Source organism: Mucilaginibacter sp. GW821-FHT07H05 (assembly GCF_059418485.1).
Genome location: NZ_JBWKPY010000002.1, coordinates 269,428 through 287,283 on the forward strand (window position 1 = coordinate 269,428; position 17,856 = coordinate 287,283).

Below are 17,856 nucleotides of genomic sequence, written 5' to 3' on the forward strand. Positions count from 1 at the left end.
TCTTTAAATTAAATTCACTTAATCATACATTATGAAAAACTTTATGTCATTTCTAATTCCTCTTTCTCTCTCCATAGGAGCAACGGCCCAGGTCCATACCGTTCCGTTCAAGTCTTCAAGTACTCGTCAAATAAATATTTCACTTAACAATAGTGATGTTGAAATTATAGGTACTAATGAAGATAGTGTAACTATTACTGCATCGAACTTTGTTGAGTCCGACAAAAAACTTCTTGGAGAGAGCGCTACTGGCGTAAACGTAAAGGTTTCAGGAAAAGTTTTGGATATTGAGTCAGCAGCCTCTTATGTGATTAGAGTGCCCAAAAAATGTTCTTTATCCTTTCAAGAAGAATTTCGTGCTCCTAAGCTAATTAGGATTTTAAATATTAGTGGTTCCGTAGTAGCCAAGTCATGGGTTTCAAGGATAATCCTAAAGGATATAGCAGGGCCGGTACAGGCATCAAGTATGGCTTCAGATGTCTCCGTCGAATATTCGTCTTTGTCTCAGTTCAAGCAAAGTACCATCGAGTCATTCGGGAGAGTTGTGGAAGTTATTTTGCCACCCGATTCAAGGGTTACTGCAAACCTGATTGTTACAGCAGGTAATGTAGAATCGGAATTTGATTTAGGCTCTCAGAATCAACAATTATTAAAAAAGGTAGGCGGAACCCGAAAAATTGTGGCTAAGCTTAACGGCGGGGGGCCCTCATTAAATATTACAGCTCATACCATAATACTCAAGAAAACGAAATAATCATTATAGTATTCTACCGACACCTTTGTTAATGGTGACGAATAGGATCAAGAACACATTATCACTAAATATAGCTATCTAAACGGATGGCTATATTTATTATCTGTTTTTTCCTCTCCCAACTAATTGTTAACTACTCATAGCGTTGGCAATACCTTCTCCTCTCTTTTCTACTAATTCGTTGTCATAACCCTCACCATTTTGTACATATAAAAGTGACCTTGACCACACTCCTTACGGAAGGTGTTGATGATGAACTGAATGGTATAACGTTTATTAACGGCTCGTTGATCACCGAATTTAGTCTAAATGGACGCGTAAAGACAACTATAGGAATAACTAATTATCACCTCTCAACAGGTCTTTCAATGTTTTTATAATGATGATGACCAGTATGAAAATTATGATTACAAAAGCGACTTCGATAACGGTTACATTCATTATATGCTATTAAAAAAAATATTTTTTTAGGCCGTGTTATTAGCCGGATATTGTCAGGCAAGTATGTTGTCCGGATCATACACCACAAATTCAATTTCTTTTGTTGATAGATGTTTAAATATCCATTTGGTGTTTCGTCCCTATATTTCAACCGGTAGTTTAAAGCGACCGGCTTTGCCACTTTTAGCTAAAAGCGGTCGCTCCGTTGCCGGGCGCGACCGCTATCTATTTGTTAATAATTATTGACCAGCACAGCTGCTTGCGCGTTAACCCCAGTGCCTGATGGCAGGCCGCGCAGGGCTATCGTATAGCTTTTGCCCAGCCGCGTTAGCATTAAGGCTGTGGTTAAAGTATAACTCGTAATCAGTTTGTTGGCTGCCGCAGGGTCGTGTATCTCAAAAATGTAGCTCGCGGTTGCCGGGTTGGTTTTCTTTGCCGAAAAGCTAAAATAATTTGATGCTCCCTTATAGGCCAGGTCGTTAACCAGGTTGGTGGTCTGATTTTTGATATTTACAGTAAGGGCCGGACTTCCTTTCGACGCATTTACAAATCGTATACCTACTAAGCTATCGGCCGGGGCAAAAGCCGGCACTTTATCGTTCGTAAAAACGGTATCGACATCTGTTAACGTACCCGTTAAAAACAACGAGCGAATACTGCCGGCCTCCAATTTCACCGTACCCTTATAAATGGTATGCAGGGTATCGGTAGTAAGCGAAACGCCTAACGGAAAGCTACCGATATGACTCGGAAACTCCATAAACGGCGAAGCGTTTGAATAAGCCGGTATAGGTGTAACTATTGCCGCCTTGTAATACTGTAAGGGGGAGGTATTATCAAAATTAACCACCAACGCCCCGGCCCCCGAAATCGTATTCACAATAGTGAAGGACGAAGAAACAATGGGCGTATCGGTGTTTTTTTTGCAGGAAATAAAACCGCTTACCAGCAGCAATATTGCAATTGCATATGTGAGTTTTGTTTTCATTTTTAATGTCGTTTTTAATTTATATATCCTGTTTAGGATTCATGGCGTTTTTAATACGGCTTTGCAGGTCTTTTAAATGATATAAGGTCATCGCATCCTGCACGTGTGGCATGGCTTGCTTTATTTCACCTTGCAATAAAGCCAAATCAGCCTTAATGAGCGACGATGCATCAGTTTCGTTGTTAGGTGCGTCCTTAGAAGTCATCATATCCAAAATAGCCCCCAGATATGATTTTTGCAGATTGCGGCGGTAACCATCAACCTTTATCGCCCCTTTAGCTTTTAACTCTTTCCAGATACCCCTGTGAATAGTTGCAATAAATTCATCGGCGCCAAAGGCCCCGGGGCCAAACTGGTTACGTGTTTCTATCAGCTTGTTAATGAGGGTAATATCCAGCAAGCTATTCAAAACCTTTACCTGGGTATCTTCAACAAAATTCGACAGGTCTTTCCCTTTTGCTTCAGCCATAATAGGCTCACCGGGGTTATTTACCTTATCGAGCACGCTTTTGTTCAGTAACCAATAGGGGGTATCAAACAATTGCCTGTTAAAAAAAGCGAGGGCCTGTACTTGCATAGATTTGGGCGTTTCCGCATAAACCGGACCAGGTTGTTCTTCACTTTTAATAGTATAGTACACACCACCTACATTTTTAAGCACATGGCCCATATACCTGAAATATTGCTGGGCAAGGGCTTTGTAGGCGCTGGTCAGGCTTTCATTTATGCCGCCGTCTTCGTGTGTCCAGGCGGGCAGGTTGGCCATAACACGTTGTAAGTTCTTTATCCCGTAGGTACTTGCTTTCATCGCGTTATCGCCCAGGTCTTCGGTTTGATTACGGGGGTCAAAGTGTTGTGTCTCGCCATCGCCAAACCATAACCTTGTATTTTTTGACGTTCTGTCAACTATCCACTGCTTAACCAGCTTTTTGTCCTCATCTGCATTTGCGGCTCCTGATCTTTTATATCCCCATTCAATGGCCCATTTATCGTACTCACCAATACGCGGGAACAGATCTTGTTGCGGGATATGATCTTCGGGCTGGGCAACATAGTTAAAGCGGGCATAATCCATAATGCTGGCAGTATGGCCGTGCACATCTAAATAATGCTTGCTGCGCAAGCTATCAACCGGCGTTTGGCTGCTGCTGCCAAAATTGTGACGTAAACCCAGAGTATGCCCAACTTCGTGACTTGATACGAACCGGATCAACTGCCCCATTAATTTGTCGTCGAATTTGGCTTTGCGTGCTTCGGGGTCGGTAGCTGCTGCCTGTATCAAATACCAATCGTGCAGTAACGACATCACATTATGGTACCAGCCAATATGCGTTTGTATGATCTCGCCGCTCCTTGGATCGTGTATATTAGGTCCGTAGGCGTTTTCAACATCCGATGGAAAATAATTGATCATCGAATACCGGGCATCATCTACATGCATGGTGGTATCATTCTCCGGCCATTCCTTACCAATAATGGCGTTTTTAAAACCTGCCTGCTCAAAAGCTTTTTGCCAGTCGTTAATACCGGCTATCAGGTACGGCCTCCATTGTTTCGGAGCGGCGGGGTCAACATAAATAACAATTGGTTTTTTAGGCTCAACCAGTTCGCCCCGTTTCCATTTTTCAATATCGGCGTCTTTAGGCTCAAGTCTCCAGCGCAATATGAATTTGCGCTGTTCCGATTTTTGCTGATCATCGGCAAAAGCATTGTAATAATCGGCAAAGTAGCCTACACGCGGGTCGGAATAGCGGCGTTGTAAAGGCACTCTGGGCAAAACAATAAACGATGTATGCGTTTCGATAGTTGATGGATTTGCATTTGGCACACCGCCTTTAGGGTCCATGTTCTTACTGATACTAACCTCAACATTAATAGGATACACATGGACAGACTCGATATTGTAATCCTTCATTACAAGGATGTTGGCGTTTTTAGCTAAGGCGGTACTTGCATCTATGCCGTTAACTATGCCTTTGTCTTTTAAAAACTTGGTAGCATCTATTACGTAGCTTTTACCTCCTTTACCGTAAGCTACGATAGGGAACGAAACCACTACCGGGTTAAGGCTGGCATTTACAACCGCTTTATAAATATTGCTGCTGCTATCGGCTTCGTTAACTACCAGGTTAAACCGGATGCGGATGGTTGAATCGAGCCCTTTTTCAAAAGCAATGGTCTTCTGGTCCAGTACTTCGCCGGGATACATCCCCATACCGGCACCTACCTTACTAAGCCGGTTAATCAGCATAATATCCCGGGTAAGGATAGAATCGGGGATCTCAAAATAAACGATGTCTTTGGATTGATGTACGCCAAAAAGGCCCATTTGCGATTTAAAGGCCTTTGTAATTACCGACGCATAAGATTTGATCTTACTGCGCGGGATGATCTTGCTTACCGAATCCTTTTTTACAGAATCTTTCTTAGCAGTATCGATAACTATAGGGAGCTTAGCGGGCAATTTGGGGATCTTCTGGCTTTTGGCACCCAGGCTTAGCAGCGCGAGTGTTAGTGCAAGGGAGCAGGCTTTTATATATTGATTAAATTGCATTTTTAGTTTCTGATGTTTTAAATAGTGTAATAATTAATAAACGGCTGTACTACCTTCCGGATGCAAACCTTATTGGGTCATCGCCGGCGGTTTTGTTTAGTTTAAGATAAGGCACATCGTCAACCATAGATTTAATAAGCGATACCCGGTAAGAAGATGCCGCATCCCAAATAATAACTATTGGGATGGAATAATCATTACCTTTTTGCATTACATAATCTGTGCGATGCGTGTTTACGCCGTTATGCCGGCTCAGGTCAATCACTACCCCGTTGCGTTGTTGCTGCGCCCAGGCTGCAAGCATGGGCATAGCAAAAGGCTTCATGGTATTGATAAGGCTGATAGCCGCCGAATCGGTACCGGCATCAGGCAAGGGGATGGAAACAAACCCACGCTGGCTACCCTCAAATACCATATCAACATTGGTTGGTGCAAAGGCAAAGCTGCCCTGTTGCGGCTGGCTGTTGCTGCTGCTGAAACCGCCACCTTCAATGCCATCTAACGAGTTAAATTCGGGCATTTTTTTACGGGCCGGAGCAGCGCCGCCACCGCCACACCCATACAGGGTTATGGCAATGAGCAGTACAGCAATAATTTTAAAAAAACTGGAACTATTATAGGTATTCATTTCTGTTTTGGTTAGGGGTAATTAATATCCTGGATTTTGCACCATGTTAGGGTCGTTGGTAAGCTCTAATGGCGGTATCGGGTACAGCAATTGGAAATCGCTAAAAGGTTGCTTTGCGGCTATTGCGCCAAGTGCCGCGCTTGCTTTGCCCGTGCGTTTCAAATCGAAGAAGCGATGTCCCCATTCAGAAAAAAGCTCAACGCGGCGTTCCTGCGCTACAGCTGCAAGCAGGTCGGTTTGGCTGGTAGCAGGCGTGGCACCTAAACCTGCACGGCTGCGTATAATATTAATATCATTTGCCGCATCGCCAAGGTTATTTTGCTGCGCACGCGCTTCGGCACGGATAAGATATTGCTCGGCCACCCTTAACACCATATTGTATTGTGTTAACACAGCGTTTAACGCCTGTGCCTGGGTGTATTTAAAAGGGTAATAAGTTACAACGCCGTTATATGGTGCAGCCGCAGGGCTTGGCGTATTGCCTGTCCACACGGCTTTACGCTGATCGCCAGTTTCAAACGCACCCGCCATTTGAGGGCTAAGGTTATAAGGCGGAGTAAAGAATGAGCCATATATAGGGTAGAAAGCCGGCTGAAGAAATGTAGCCATATCCGCAGCACTTAAAGACTGCCACAACAGGGTTGGCAAAAAGTATCGCGAATCGATACCATAAGGTGGGTTGGCAGCGGTGCTTGGTTTAAACTGCCAGATGGCTTCCTTACTGTTTTTTAAAAATACGTTATTTAAAGGCGTTACCAACCCGTAAAGGGTAGTGTTGTTTATAATGGCACTTGCTTGTGTTTCGGCATCTTTCCATTTTTTTTGATACAAGTAAACGCGTGCAAGTAATGCGGTCGCCGTCCATTTATTGGCGCGTATACGTTCGCCTAAAGCAGCTACGTTATAATCGGCAGGTAATGTACTTTGCGCATCAAGCAGGTCCTGCACAATTTGATCGTATATTTTACTTTGGGGAGCGCGGGGCAGTAAAGCTGTTGTATGAAAATCGATATCGAGCACCAGCGGCACATCTCCAAAAAAATTGGTAAGATAGAAATAAGAAAAAGCCCTTATAAACTTAGCCTCGCCCACAAGTTGGCGGCGTACACTATCAGTAAGCGCCCCCGAGGTTGATCCGGCAACACCTTGCACTATTGAGTTTGCATTATAAATGGTTTTGTATTGCGGCCCCCATATCTGTGCTTCAACAAGGGTATTCCTGGCTTGCAAAGTATTGGTATAAAACTGATAGTCCTGTTGATTAGCCACTCCAGCGTAAGGCACCAACTCATCAGACGACATCCCTGCATATAGGGTTAACGATGTAGAAAGCGAGACATATAAACCCGAAAGCACCGAATTTGCATTACCATCGGTTGAGAAAACAGCGGTTGAAGTGATGGTGTTATGTGGCAGATCTATCTCTACCAGTTTTTTACAGCCAAAAGCAAACACGGCGCACAGGGCAGCGATGATTGCGAAGACCTTATTTTGATGATTAATTTTCTTTGTCATTTGATATGATTTTTAAAATGAACAACTTAGCCCTGAAGTAACTGTACGCACCGGTGGCATGCTCGGGAAGGTTTGAACCTCCGGATCGAGCCCTTTGTATTTGGTAAGCACAAAAATATTTTGGCCGCTAAAAGTGATGGCCAGGTTGCTTAAGCCAATTTTATGAATAAGCTTAGCCGGGAACGAATAGGAAAGCGCCAGCGTTTGCAAACGGATGTAGCTCGCGTCGGTCCACCCTAAATTTGAGCTGCCGATGCTATTGTCAGACGTTGCCGGATTATTGGTTAACCGGGCTGCAAGCGCAACCTGGCCGGGATATTGCCACCTGTTGAGATACTGATACAAAGATAAATTGCGCATATCGCCCTGGTAGGTTAGCCCATTGCTGCCCATTTGTTTACGGAAACTAAAGTTTACATTTAGCGTAATCCCTTTGTAGCGTATTAAACTGCTCATACCGCCGGCGTATTTAGGCGCCCTGTTTATGGCTACATAGCGGTCGTCGTTTTGGGTACCCGGCGCAACGCTTTCGTTGGCGGTTATTTTACCGTCATGGTTGTGGTCTTCAAATGTGTACTGCCCGGTTAATGGGTCAACACCGGTATAGTTATACACGTACACATTATCTAACGACTGGCCAATAACATATAATTTTCTAAACGGAGACTGATCTAAGTTGGGGTAACTAAGCAGTTTGTTATGGTTAAACCCTATGTTGAAGATGGTACGCCAGGTGATGTCTTTTTTTTCGATAAGGTTTGCATTCAGGGTAAACTCATAACCGCTGTTTTGCACATTGGCGGGCGAGTTGGCTATAACGCTTGTAAAACCGGTAATTTCGGATATCGGGAAACTTAATAGTTGGTTGTTACAGCGGTTATCGTAATAAACGGCTTCCAGGTTTATCTTGTCGTTAAAAAAGCTGATGTTAAAAGCGCCTTCAAGCTTTTTGTTTACCTGCCACTGGTAATCGGTATTAGGCATTAAACTTGGCGTGAGTGTTGGCACGCCGTTATAGGTTATAACATTACCAACCGCATATTGGGCCAGGTACTTATAATCGCCAACAGCATCACTGCCGGTTAAACCATAGCTGCCGCGAAATTTGATAAAACTGATAACCTTTGGCAGCGCATCCTTCAGCCATTTTTCATCGCTCACTATCCAGGCTGCCCCGATAGCGCCAAAATTACCAAACTGTTTGCCCGGCCCAAAACGACTGCTTCCATCGCGCCGGCCGCTCAGGTTAATAATGTACCTGTTTTCCCAGTTGTAACCTATACGCGCAAATACACCTGTATATTTGTATTGGCCGTATCCATCAGATGATGTTATTGTAGCAGGCACGGCGGCACTGATGGTATTTAAAAGCGCATCATTTGTGTAACCGCTACCGCCTACCGCCATACTTGATGTTGTTGTTGATTGCAATGTACCGCCCAGCAATACATTAAATGTTCCTTTGCCTATCAAATTATTATACTCTAACTGGGGTTCCACTATCCAGTTGCTGTTTTTAGTAGTGCCGAATCTGGCCGAACCGGTGCCCTTTACCGCAGGTGCAATAGGATTGGGATCTAAGGACGCTAAGGGAGTAAGATAAGCTTCGTCTGTAAGGGCATTGGTATAACCCAGGCTCACCCTGCCAACCAAAGCTTTTGTTATATTATAGTTGACCGCGAGATTAGTGTTTAAGGAATTGTTTTTACTGCTGTACGGCCTTAACAAGGGGCCAAACGGGAAGCTACCACGTTGCGAGCCCCAGCCCGCGTAATTAAGGTTACCGTTAGCATCAAAAGCGGCAGGGGCATTAGGGGCCAATTGAGCAACGCCATTGATACCTATCTCGTTTAACAAACTATGCGCATAATTTGCCGTTAGCGAAGTTGTTAAGCGTTTATTAGTGCTATGGTTTGTTAAATTGAACGAAGCCGAAGCTTTTTGGTTGGCGCCGCTAACCGTAGTAATATCGGTAGTCCGGTTAAAACCGCCCGCTATACGAAAAGTGGTTTGGCCGGTACCGCCCGAGTAACTGGTTTGAGCATTGGTCCACTTACCCATGCCACCGTAAGCAACCTTTTGCCAGTCGGTATAATCTGTCGGGCTCCAGGTAAGCAGGTCTGGCGCGGCAGCGGCGGTTGGCGTAATACCGTCATTCCTGAAAGCCTCACGGCGTGCATCTAAGTATTGTTGTGTGTTCAGCATATCCCAATGGCTGGTAACAAAACGCAGGCCTTGCGATGCCGTTGCCTCTAACCGGGCCTGGCCGGCTTTCCCTTTTTTGGTTGTGATCAGCATTACGCCATTGGCGCCACGGCTACCGTAAATAGCGGTTGCATCGGCATCTTTTAAAAACTCTATCGACTCGATATCGCTCGGATTAAGGTTAAACAAAATGTTTTGCCCTCCGGATAGCGATGTGATGCCTGCCTGGCTCATCCCGCGCGATAACGCACTGCTGCTATAAGCGGTGGCTAAGGTTCCACCGATATCAAGCACGGTTAAGGGTACACCATCTATAATATACAACGGATCTGACGTAAAATTGGCGCCAACAGAACCTCGGCCCCTTATTTCAACTTTCATGGGGCCGCCTTCATAACCTGTTTGTGGCGTTACAATTACGCCCGGTATTTTACCTTCCAGGGCAAGGGAAATATCCATTACAGGCTGTATGGCAATATCCTTAGCCGTAATTTTACCAATATTACCGGTTGTGGTACGCTGAGTGGTTTGGCCGTAAGCCTGTACAACTACCTCATCTAAGCTATTGGTGGTTTCCTGCAGCTTTATGTCATAGAACGCTTTTTTTAATACCACAGGCACCATCTGCGATTTATAACCTATAAAACTACAGGTAATCGTATCGTTAGCTTTCGCATCCCTGATCATGAAAAACCCGTTTGCATCGGTTGTAGTGCCAAACTTAGTGCGCTTTATCACTATCACCGCACCGTTTAGGGGTTCACCTTCTGCGGTGGTTATGCGGCCGGTGACGGTAAAAAACTCCGGGTCGGCAAACAGTTTGTCTTTTATTTTTTCTAAAAAGCCCTTTTCTTTAATTACCACGGTTTTATCGGTAATGGTGTAGGTTAAAGGCTGATCTTTAAATATTTCATCCAAAACAATTTTCAGTTCGACGCCGGTTTTGTTAATATCTACAGGCTTTGAGTTTTGAAGTAACTCGTCGGTATATAAAAAATCGTAATTGCTTTGTTTACGCAAATCGGCGAAAATGCTTTTTAGCGTGGCTCCTTTTTTATTGATGGTGATTTTTTGTGCCAGCCCGGCTGCGGTAACCTGCATTAAGGTTGCTACTAAAATAATAGTGGTTAAACGCATAATCAACAACAGTTTGGATAAGTGCCATGTAGGCACACGAGTTTTCTTAGTATAAATTTTATACATTTGTTAGTCTGGTTTTAAGAGTTGATGTAATCGAAAGTTTTATCGGCGTAACCCCAGGCATTGGGCCAGTTGTGTTGCTGCACTTCTGGCTTTTTTATTTTGAGGTATGCACAGTGAGTAGTGTAATTATTTACTGACCATGATCCTCCTTCCTTCAATTTTAAAATGAACTTTATTGGTTAACTCAAGCTTATCGAGCAATTGTGATACATTGGCAAAACGGTTAACCGAGCCGCCAAACTTATCTGTTGGTATGGGGCCATCAAAAACAACATCCACATCGTACCAACGTGATACCTTGCGCATAATAGATGTTATGCTTTCACTTTCGAATATAAAATAGCCATTCTTCCAGGCCATCGCCTCTTCGGTATTAGCCTCGCTAATCACCACATGATGGTCTCTCAAAACAGCTTGCTGACCTGGCATAAGCATGCCGGTTTGTTTAGTTTGCAGGTCGGTAACTTTTACGCTGCCTTCTAATAAAGTGGTTTTGGTGGCAGGCTCATCCGTATAGCTGTTGATATTAAAGTGCGTTCCTAACACCTCAACATCTTGCTTATCTGTTGATACGATAAAAGAATGGGCCTTATCTTTAGCTACCTCAAAATAAGCTTCACCTTTCAGCTCTACTTTACGGTCGGCACCGGTAAATGCAGTGGGATAACGTAAATATGACGCCGCATTTAACAACACCCGGGTGCCATCGGCCAAAATAACCCAGTACTGCCCACCGCGCGGGGTATTAATGGTATTGTATTCTATCCCGGCATTTTTTGCCGCTGTTTGCGAGGCGTTAACCACATATACGATTTGCCCGCTGGCGGTCTTTTTAACCGAGGCATTATTTTCGTCGGCCAGTTTGCCGTTTTGTGCCGTGGTTAATATGATTTGTTTACCATTGGCCAGGGTTAAAATGGCACGGTTGCCACCAGCTGCAATATCCGGTGTTGTGCGCTTATGCAATGCAAACCAGCCGCTTACAGATAGCATCAGCAAAACCGAGGCGGCGGCAACCATACGTTTCCACGGGAACAGGGATTTAACGTTGTGTACCGGAATATTTTCTTTTTGAAGAATTGAACTGTATAGCCTGTTTTTCAGATCGGTTAACGACTCTGCTGAAGAATACTGAAAGTTGGTGTCGTCGAAAGAATTATACCAGGTATCAAATTCTGTTTTTTCCTGATCGGTAATTTCACCGGTTTGCCATTTTTTGGCCAGGCTTTCCATATAGTCGTTAGTTCTTTTCATCGATATATTGATGGCTGTTTAATATAAAGCCAAGCGAAAAGAACAAAACCCTTAGTCTGGAAATAAATAATTTAATAAAAAGTCAAAAAAGGTTGATTTTTGTTGACAAAATCAATAAAAAGTGCAGAAAAAACTTAAAAACTACCTGCTTTTATTAAAGCATAAGCCCTAACAAATTACCAAAAGTGCCGCGAAGGGTTTTCCGGGCCTTTGAAAGATGGGCTTCGACTGTTTTTGTGGAGATTTCGAGCTCGTCGGCTATCTGTTGTTGCGTATAACCTTTTTCGTGCTGTAGTTTAAATACTATCCTGCATTTTTCGGGCAGGGCATTCACAGTTTGCTCAAACTGCCGCAATAACTCATTATAATCTAATTGCTGAATGGTACTTTGATCTATTTCTGATAGTGCAAGCGCGGCTTCTTTTTCATAAGCGGTTGCTTTAGCATGTTTTGCCATGCGGTTTATCACCTCAAACTTAACAGCAACAGCAAAATAATTATCAAATCCTTTGGTTAAATTGAGATTTAACCTGCGGCGCCACAGGTTACAGAATACATCCTGAACAACTTCTTCAGCTTCTTCGTTATCTCCCAAACGCTTTTTCGCTATAACGTAAAGCTTATCCCAATAGCGTTCATAAAGTAAACGGAATACAAGCTCACTATCTGCCTTCAACATGTCAGATAATTCAAAGTCAGTGAGTTTGTTAAGGGGTACCATCTCCGTTTGCAATAACGAATATACAGATAAATTAACGCAATATAAATTTACCGTTAGGTTATCGCTTACAAGGCTGTAAATTTGCTGATTTATCATTGATGCCCGGAATGTTACCCCGCTGGCATCAATTATAGCGTGAACCCCTGGATACTTTCCAGATCTTCTGAAAGGTTCGGCATTTGTCGCGTTCATCCTACCTCATAAACAGGCAGTTACATTAGAGCAAATACCCGGCTCTTTCCATGTAATTGAGGTTGATAAATAAACGCTCCTTCTTCCCTAATTAATAAGGGCCGCTTGCTTAACCGCAGCGGCCCTGTTTTTTATGTATGGAGTGATGGCCAATTATAGTTTGATCTTAGCCGGCTCGAACGAGTGGTTGCGATAGAATACCCGCATCATACTTGGCAACACGATCAGGAGCAACGGCAAGGCTGCAATAAAGCCCCCTATTACCGCGATAGCTAAGGGCTGGTGCAATTGTGCCCCCGCGCCGATACCTAATGCCAATGGCATTAGGGCAATGATAGCGCCTAAAGCCGTCATCAGCTTGGGGCGTAAGCGGGTGGATATAGCGTAAATGATGGCTTCGTCAACACTGCTTTCCCTTGCGCTTTCACGGAATTGCCAAAAGGTAAAGATGGCGTTCTCGCCAATGATGCCGACGATCATAATCAGCCCCGTATAGCTGCCTACGTTTAACGGTGTATTGGTTAAAAACAGCGCCAGGAAACTGCCGCCAATGCCCAGTACTGCAATCACCAGTATCAGCAAAGCAATGCGAAACTGGCGGAACAGGAATAGTATCACACAAAACACCAGCAGACTGGCCGTGACCAAAATGGTCAGTAATTCTTTAAACGATTGTTGCTGCTCGGCGTAAGCGCCGCCGTATTCAATATGATATCCTGCCGGCAGGTGAATATCCTGCCGGATCTTTTTTTGTATCTCGGCAATGGCCGTGCCCAGGTCAACATTATCTAAACGGGCGCTAATTACCCCCATAGCTTGCAGGTTTTCGCGCTGAATTTCGGCATCGCCGCCGCGCAACTCAACTTTGGCTAACTGGTGTATAGGTAACAGGCGGCCGTCGGGTAAAAATATATTCAGCTTGTCTAACCCGGTTACATTTTGGCTGCGGTTACCCGGATAAACCATGCGGATGGGCGATAGCTGTTCCTTCTCGAAAACATTCCCTACTACGTTGCCATCCATTGCCGATTGCACCTGCGTTTGCAGCATGGCAGGGGTAATATTGTATTGCGCCAGTTTAGCATAATCGGGTACCATAGTTACCGATGGGCCGGCTATCACAATACCGTCAAACACATCGGCGGTGCCTTTTACATTGGATACCACTCCGGCTACCTGTTTAGATAGTTGCTGCAATTTAGCCTGGTCGTCACCAAAAACTTTGATCTCGATAGGTTGGGTCGATGTCATCAGGTCGCCCAGCATATCGCCGATAACCTGCCCAAAGTCAATACGTAATGCCGGCTGGGTAGATTCGATCTGTGTACGCAAGTCGCTTATTACCTCTTCACTGGTTTTCTTGTGGCTTTTTTTCAGTTGGATCAGGTAATCGCCCGTATTGGGTTCGGTTATAAAGAAACCCATTTGCGTACCCGTACGGCGCGAGTAGGTGGCTACTTCGGGATCTTTGATGATGATCTTTTCTATCTCGCGCAGCATACGGTCGGTTTCATCAAGCGAGGTACCCGGTGGCGAGGTGTAATCCAGCACGATACTACCCTCGTCCATATCCGGCAGGAAACCTGTTTCCATTTTGCCGGGAATGATGATAATTACCGCTATCAGCGCGATTATCATTACGATACTGATTACCGGGCGCAGGATAAAAAATGACACCCATCGCTGTTTTTTTACGTGGTGTTCTTCCTCTTTTGCCTGGTTGGGGGTTTTCTTTTTATCGCGGCTTAGCAACAAATACACTACCGGCAACCCTATCCAGGTTACCAAAAACGAACAGGTGAGGGTAACGATCATCGTACTGGTCATTACCTGGAAATAGGCCCCTGCAACCCCGCTCATCAGCACAAATGGTATAAATATCACAATGGTGCTCACCGACGAACCTACCATAGCCGGGAACAGGTAACTGATAGCTTTTTGCAGCAGGTTCAATGTTGGCTCGTCCGGATGTTCCTCGTGCGTGCGATGGATCTGCTCTACCACCACAATGGCATCATCAATAATTAAGCCTATGGCGGCGGCAATAGCACCCAGCGTCATGATGTTGAAGGTATACCCCAAAACATATAGGATGATCAGCGTAAAGCCCAGCGTAATTGGGATGGTGATGAGGATAGCCGCACTCGCTTTAAACGAGCGCAGGAAGATAATGGCCACAATAATGGCCAGCGCCAAACCTATCCACAAACTATCGCTTACACTTTTGATGGATTCGTTTACAAAATCGGCCTGTACGTAATAGGGTTTAATGGTAACGCCTTGCGGCAATACCTTTTGCAGGTCGGCCACTTTTTTTGTCATATCCGCCGACAGGGTAATCAGGTTGGCGTTTGGTTGCTTGATCACAGCAATCAGTACCCCCTCGTGCCCGTTGGCATTTATTTTGGTGTATTCGATACCGGGATTGATTTGCACTTCGGCAATATCTTTTAGCTGTATTACGCGCTTGCGGTTATTGCTGATCACCAGTTCGGATAGTTCATCGCGGGCATTTATGCTGACATCCATCACGGTTAGGTACAGCATTTTATAATCAGACAGGTAGCCATTTGACTTGATGAAGTTGGTTTGCGCCAGCGTATTGCTCACCATATCGGGCGTTATCCCCAGCGAACTCATTTTCGCGGTGTTCAATATCAGCCAGTACTCTTTATTCTTACCACCAATCACCCTGATTTCGGAGATGCCGGTAACCTGCGACAGGAAGGGCTTCACGGTATAAGTAGCCAATTGTTTTAACTCAATGGGCGACAGGTTGTGGCTCTCCAGCGTATAACCGCTCACGGGCAGGATAGAGGGGTTCATTTTCTCTACCGTGATGTTGGCTTCGGGCGGCAGGCTGCTTTTAATTTCGTTAATGCTCGATTCTATGCGTTGCTGGCTTAAATCAATATCGGCATCCCAATTCATAAAGGCCGAGATCTCGCAACTGCCACGGCTTGTGGTACTGCGCACATATTGCACATCGGGCACTTGTTTAACGGCGTTCTCCAAGGGCTTGGTGACCGTAACCATCATTTTATTAACGGGTTGCAGGCCGGCATCGGCAATGATCTTTATTTTAGGGAAAGTAATTTCGGGAAACAGCGAAGTTTGCAGGCGGGAATAAGCAAAGCCCCCGCCCAGCAGTATGATAAATAAAACCAGACTGATGGGCTTTTTATGCGAAACAAAGAAGTTATTAAATTGACTCATGGCTTCACAATTTTAATTTTAGCCGTATCAGCCAATCCATAATTGCCGGTAACAATAATGCGATCGGAAGGTGCAAAAGCTGGCGATAGTACTTCTATCCTGTTGCCCGATTCCAGGCCTTTTTTTACAGGTATTTTAATGGCCGTGGTATCGTTAATTAGCTTCATTACCCAAAACGCGGTTTGGGCTTCATCGGCCAGGATAGCCGATTTGGGCAAAGTAGCCGCATTGCTTTTTGCCGATCTGATCAATCGCGCCTTAGCCACCAGGTTTTCGGGCAGGGGCTGCGGACTATCTACCTTAATAACCACACCCTGGGTTTGCGAGAGCGAATCGACAGTAGGCATTACCGAGCTTACTTGTCCGTTCAGTTGCCTGCCATCGGGCAGGGTGAGTTGGATGGTTTTGTTACTGGCCAGCAAGCCGGTGTATTCATACGGTAATTGCAGCAGGAAGGCAAAGCTGCCCCTGTCGCTAATGGCGGCCAGCTGTTCGCCGTCCTGCACATAATCGCCCAGTTGGTGGTTTAGTTGCGTAACATAACCGCTGCTGGCTGCACGGATATGGTTTACCCCCGAAAATTTAAAAGTGGTATCCAACACGTTTATGGCATTGCCTATGCTTTGCGCCTCTTTGGTTTTAATGGAAAATAGCAGTTGCCCTTTATTTACAAACTGCCCCGGTTTAATATTTACCTGTGTGATATAACCAATGGCATTAGCCTTTACAAAACTTTTCTGCTGAAATTTAGAGATGGCACTTAACACCACCGAGTCGGCCATGGCACCGGTACTTATGGTGATTACAGTAACCGGAGTTTGTGTTATGGCTGCGGTTTCTTCTTCGGCTACCGGTTTGCTGCCGCAGGCGCTTATCAATAACATAGCCGCTATAAAACCGCTATTGCTTAACCGGGTTATATATTTTTTATATGGACTATTCATTTTGCTATTTGTTCCAATAATTAAGTTGATTGATGAGTTGCAGTTGGCTGATCACATTTTGCGTCAGCAGGTTTTTTACCGACAGGTAGCCGTTAATGGCCAGCACCAGGTCGGCAATGCGTAAGTCGCCGGTTTGCATCAGTTGGGTATCAACCTTTATCAGCGATTCGGAATATTTAAACTGGTCTTTTATTTCGGCCAGCAGGGTATCAAAACCGGCAATTTGCTGCCGCAATTGGTTGATCTGCTGATTGTACTGGCGTTCAAAAAAATTCAGGTAGTTGCGGCGGGTATCCTCTTCCAGCTGCAGCTTTTTGTGGGCCAGTTTTTTCTGCCCGCCATCGTACAGGGGTATAGTTAAACCAAAGCCCGCGCTGGCGCCAAAGTGCTTGTAGTATTCTTCGGTCAGATCCGAGTTATAACCACCATCGGCAAATACATTGAATTTAGGCTTATAGCTATAATCTATCAGCGCGTGGCTGTTTTGCAGGCGCATACTGTCAATTTTAAACTGGCGGAAAAAGATGCTGTTCTGGCGGTCAAACATCATGGTGCGGGCCAGTTCGGGTTTAGCAATGGCTGTTACCGTAGTATCGGTTATACCGGCCAGGTAATTGAGTGTGGCAAAATCTGTTTTGTATTGCAGTTTAGCTTGCGATAGCTGTATCTGCGCCTGCTTAAGTGTTACCAAAAAGGTAAGGTAGTCGGCCTGTTTATAAACATTGGCGCGGGTAAGTTTTTTCAACACGTCTTCTTCTTTGGCCAGCAGGTCTACTACTCCCTGGTTAAAGTTTTGTTGTTCTAAACTGCCATAGGCGGCAATATATTGGCTGGTGATGCTTTTACGCAGATCCTGTTCGGATAGCTTAACGGCGTTACGCAACGAATCGCGCTGGAACAGCAGGCTATTTAACTGCGCGTTGAGGTAGCTTTTACCAATAAAGGTTTTATTAACGCTTACCTGCGCGTTTAACGATTGCCCGTTGGTAATGGCCGTTGAATAACCAAAGCCATGGATCACCGGGGCATACAAACCACCGGCAATGCCGCTCACCTGCGGACGGAAGCCAGCCTGGATACGCACACTATCCAACTGCGCAGCTAATTGCTGATTGTTCAGGTCTTTAGTAAGCGGGCTGTTTTGTATGGCTGCACGCAGGTAATCATCAAGCGTGCGTTGCTGCGCCCGGGCATCGGGATAAATTAAATAGAGCAAAAGGAAGCAAAATAAGTATCGCATA

General features: G+C 44.9%; 11 protein-coding genes. 1 reads left to right on the forward strand and 10 read right to left on the reverse strand.

Annotation, left to right across the window (positions count from 1 at the left end; genetic code table 11):
- The first annotated feature begins 31 nt into the window (after positions 1-31).
- Entirely contained in the window at positions 32-754 is a 723-nt protein-coding gene (locus AC07M6_RS05225) for a hypothetical protein (protein ID WP_494887868.1), read from the forward strand.
- A 673-nt stretch (positions 755-1,427) separates the two neighbouring features.
- Here the strand turns inward: AC07M6_RS05225 and AC07M6_RS05230 are convergent.
- The 10 genes from AC07M6_RS05230 to AC07M6_RS05275 form a co-directional block, all read right to left on the reverse strand.
- On the reverse strand, positions 1,428-2,183 hold the full coding sequence (locus AC07M6_RS05230) for a hypothetical protein (RefSeq protein WP_494887869.1): 756 nt from the start codon (positions 2,181-2,183) through the stop codon (positions 1,428-1,430).
- 19 nt (positions 2,184-2,202) lie between these two features.
- A complete protein-coding gene (locus AC07M6_RS05235; protein ID WP_494887870.1) occupies positions 2,203-4,737 on the reverse strand; it encodes a zinc-dependent metalloprotease in 2,535 nt (844 codons plus the stop codon).
- A gap of 49 nt (positions 4,738-4,786) precedes the next feature.
- The gene (locus AC07M6_RS05240; RefSeq protein ID WP_494887871.1) at positions 4,787-5,365 is read right to left on the reverse strand and encodes a hypothetical protein; all 579 of its coding nucleotides are present in this window, start codon (positions 5,363-5,365) and stop codon (positions 4,787-4,789) included.
- 21 nt (positions 5,366-5,386) lie between these two features.
- Positions 5,387-6,880 carry a RagB/SusD family nutrient uptake outer membrane protein gene (locus AC07M6_RS05245; protein WP_494887872.1) on the reverse strand — a complete coding sequence of 498 codons (1,494 nt, stop codon included), beginning with the start codon at positions 6,878-6,880 and terminating at the stop codon, positions 5,387-5,389.
- 12 nt (positions 6,881-6,892) lie between these two features.
- Positions 6,893-10,222 carry a SusC/RagA family TonB-linked outer membrane protein gene (locus tag AC07M6_RS05250; protein ID WP_494887873.1) on the reverse strand — a complete coding sequence of 1,110 codons (3,330 nt, stop codon included), beginning with the start codon at positions 10,220-10,222 and terminating at the stop codon, positions 6,893-6,895.
- 192 nt (positions 10,223-10,414) lie between these two features.
- On the reverse strand, positions 10,415-11,542 hold the full coding sequence (locus AC07M6_RS05255; RefSeq protein WP_494887874.1) for a FecR family protein: 1,128 nt from the start codon (positions 11,540-11,542) through the stop codon (positions 10,415-10,417).
- A 154-nt stretch (positions 11,543-11,696) separates the two neighbouring features.
- Positions 11,697-12,221, reverse strand: coding sequence for an RNA polymerase sigma-70 factor (locus AC07M6_RS05260; RefSeq protein WP_494887875.1), 525 nt, complete (start codon positions 12,219-12,221; stop codon positions 11,697-11,699).
- A 387-nt stretch (positions 12,222-12,608) separates the two neighbouring features.
- Positions 12,609-15,671: an efflux RND transporter permease subunit gene (locus tag AC07M6_RS05265; protein ID WP_494887876.1), complete on the reverse strand. Its 3,063-nt coding sequence runs from the start codon at positions 15,669-15,671 to the stop codon at positions 12,609-12,611.
- Positions 15,668-16,615, reverse strand: a complete 948-nt coding sequence (locus tag AC07M6_RS05270) for an efflux RND transporter periplasmic adaptor subunit (protein WP_494887877.1) — start codon at positions 16,613-16,615, stop codon at positions 15,668-15,670. Before AC07M6_RS05270 ends, AC07M6_RS05265 begins: the two co-directional genes overlap by 4 nt.
- Positions 16,616-16,619: 4 nt before the next feature.
- Positions 16,620-17,831: a TolC family protein gene (locus AC07M6_RS05275; RefSeq protein ID WP_494887878.1), complete on the reverse strand. Its 1,212-nt coding sequence runs from the start codon at positions 17,829-17,831 to the stop codon at positions 16,620-16,622.
- Positions 17,832-17,856 lie beyond the last annotated feature (25 nt).

Coding starts and splice junctions, on each gene's coding strand:
- AC07M6_RS05235 (WP_494887870.1), bottom strand. CDS start 4,737: ATGCAATTTAATCAATATATAAAAGCCTGCTCCCTTGCACTAACACTC.
- AC07M6_RS05240 (WP_494887871.1), bottom strand. CDS start 5,365: ATGAATACCTATAATAGTTCCAGTTTTTTTAAAATTATTGCTGTACTG.
- AC07M6_RS05255 (WP_494887874.1), bottom strand. CDS start 11,542: ATGAAAAGAACTAACGACTATATGGAAAGCCTGGCCAAAAAATGGCAA.
- AC07M6_RS05225 (WP_494887868.1), top strand. CDS start 32: ATGAAAAACTTTATGTCATTTCTAATTCCTCTTTCTCTCTCCATAGGA.
- AC07M6_RS05265 (WP_494887876.1), bottom strand. CDS start 15,671: ATGAGTCAATTTAATAACTTCTTTGTTTCGCATAAAAAGCCCATCAGT.
- AC07M6_RS05245 (WP_494887872.1), bottom strand. CDS start 6,880: ATGACAAAGAAAATTAATCATCAAAATAAGGTCTTCGCAATCATCGCT.
- AC07M6_RS05270 (WP_494887877.1), bottom strand. CDS start 16,615: ATGAATAGTCCATATAAAAAATATATAACCCGGTTAAGCAATAGCGGT.
- AC07M6_RS05250 (WP_494887873.1), bottom strand. CDS start 10,222: ATGCGTTTAACCACTATTATTTTAGTAGCAACCTTAATGCAGGTTACC.
- AC07M6_RS05260 (WP_494887875.1), bottom strand. CDS start 12,221: ATGTTGAAGGCAGATAGTGAGCTTGTATTCCGTTTACTTTATGAACGC.
- AC07M6_RS05230 (WP_494887869.1), bottom strand. CDS start 2,183: ATGAAAACAAAACTCACATATGCAATTGCAATATTGCTGCTGGTAAGC.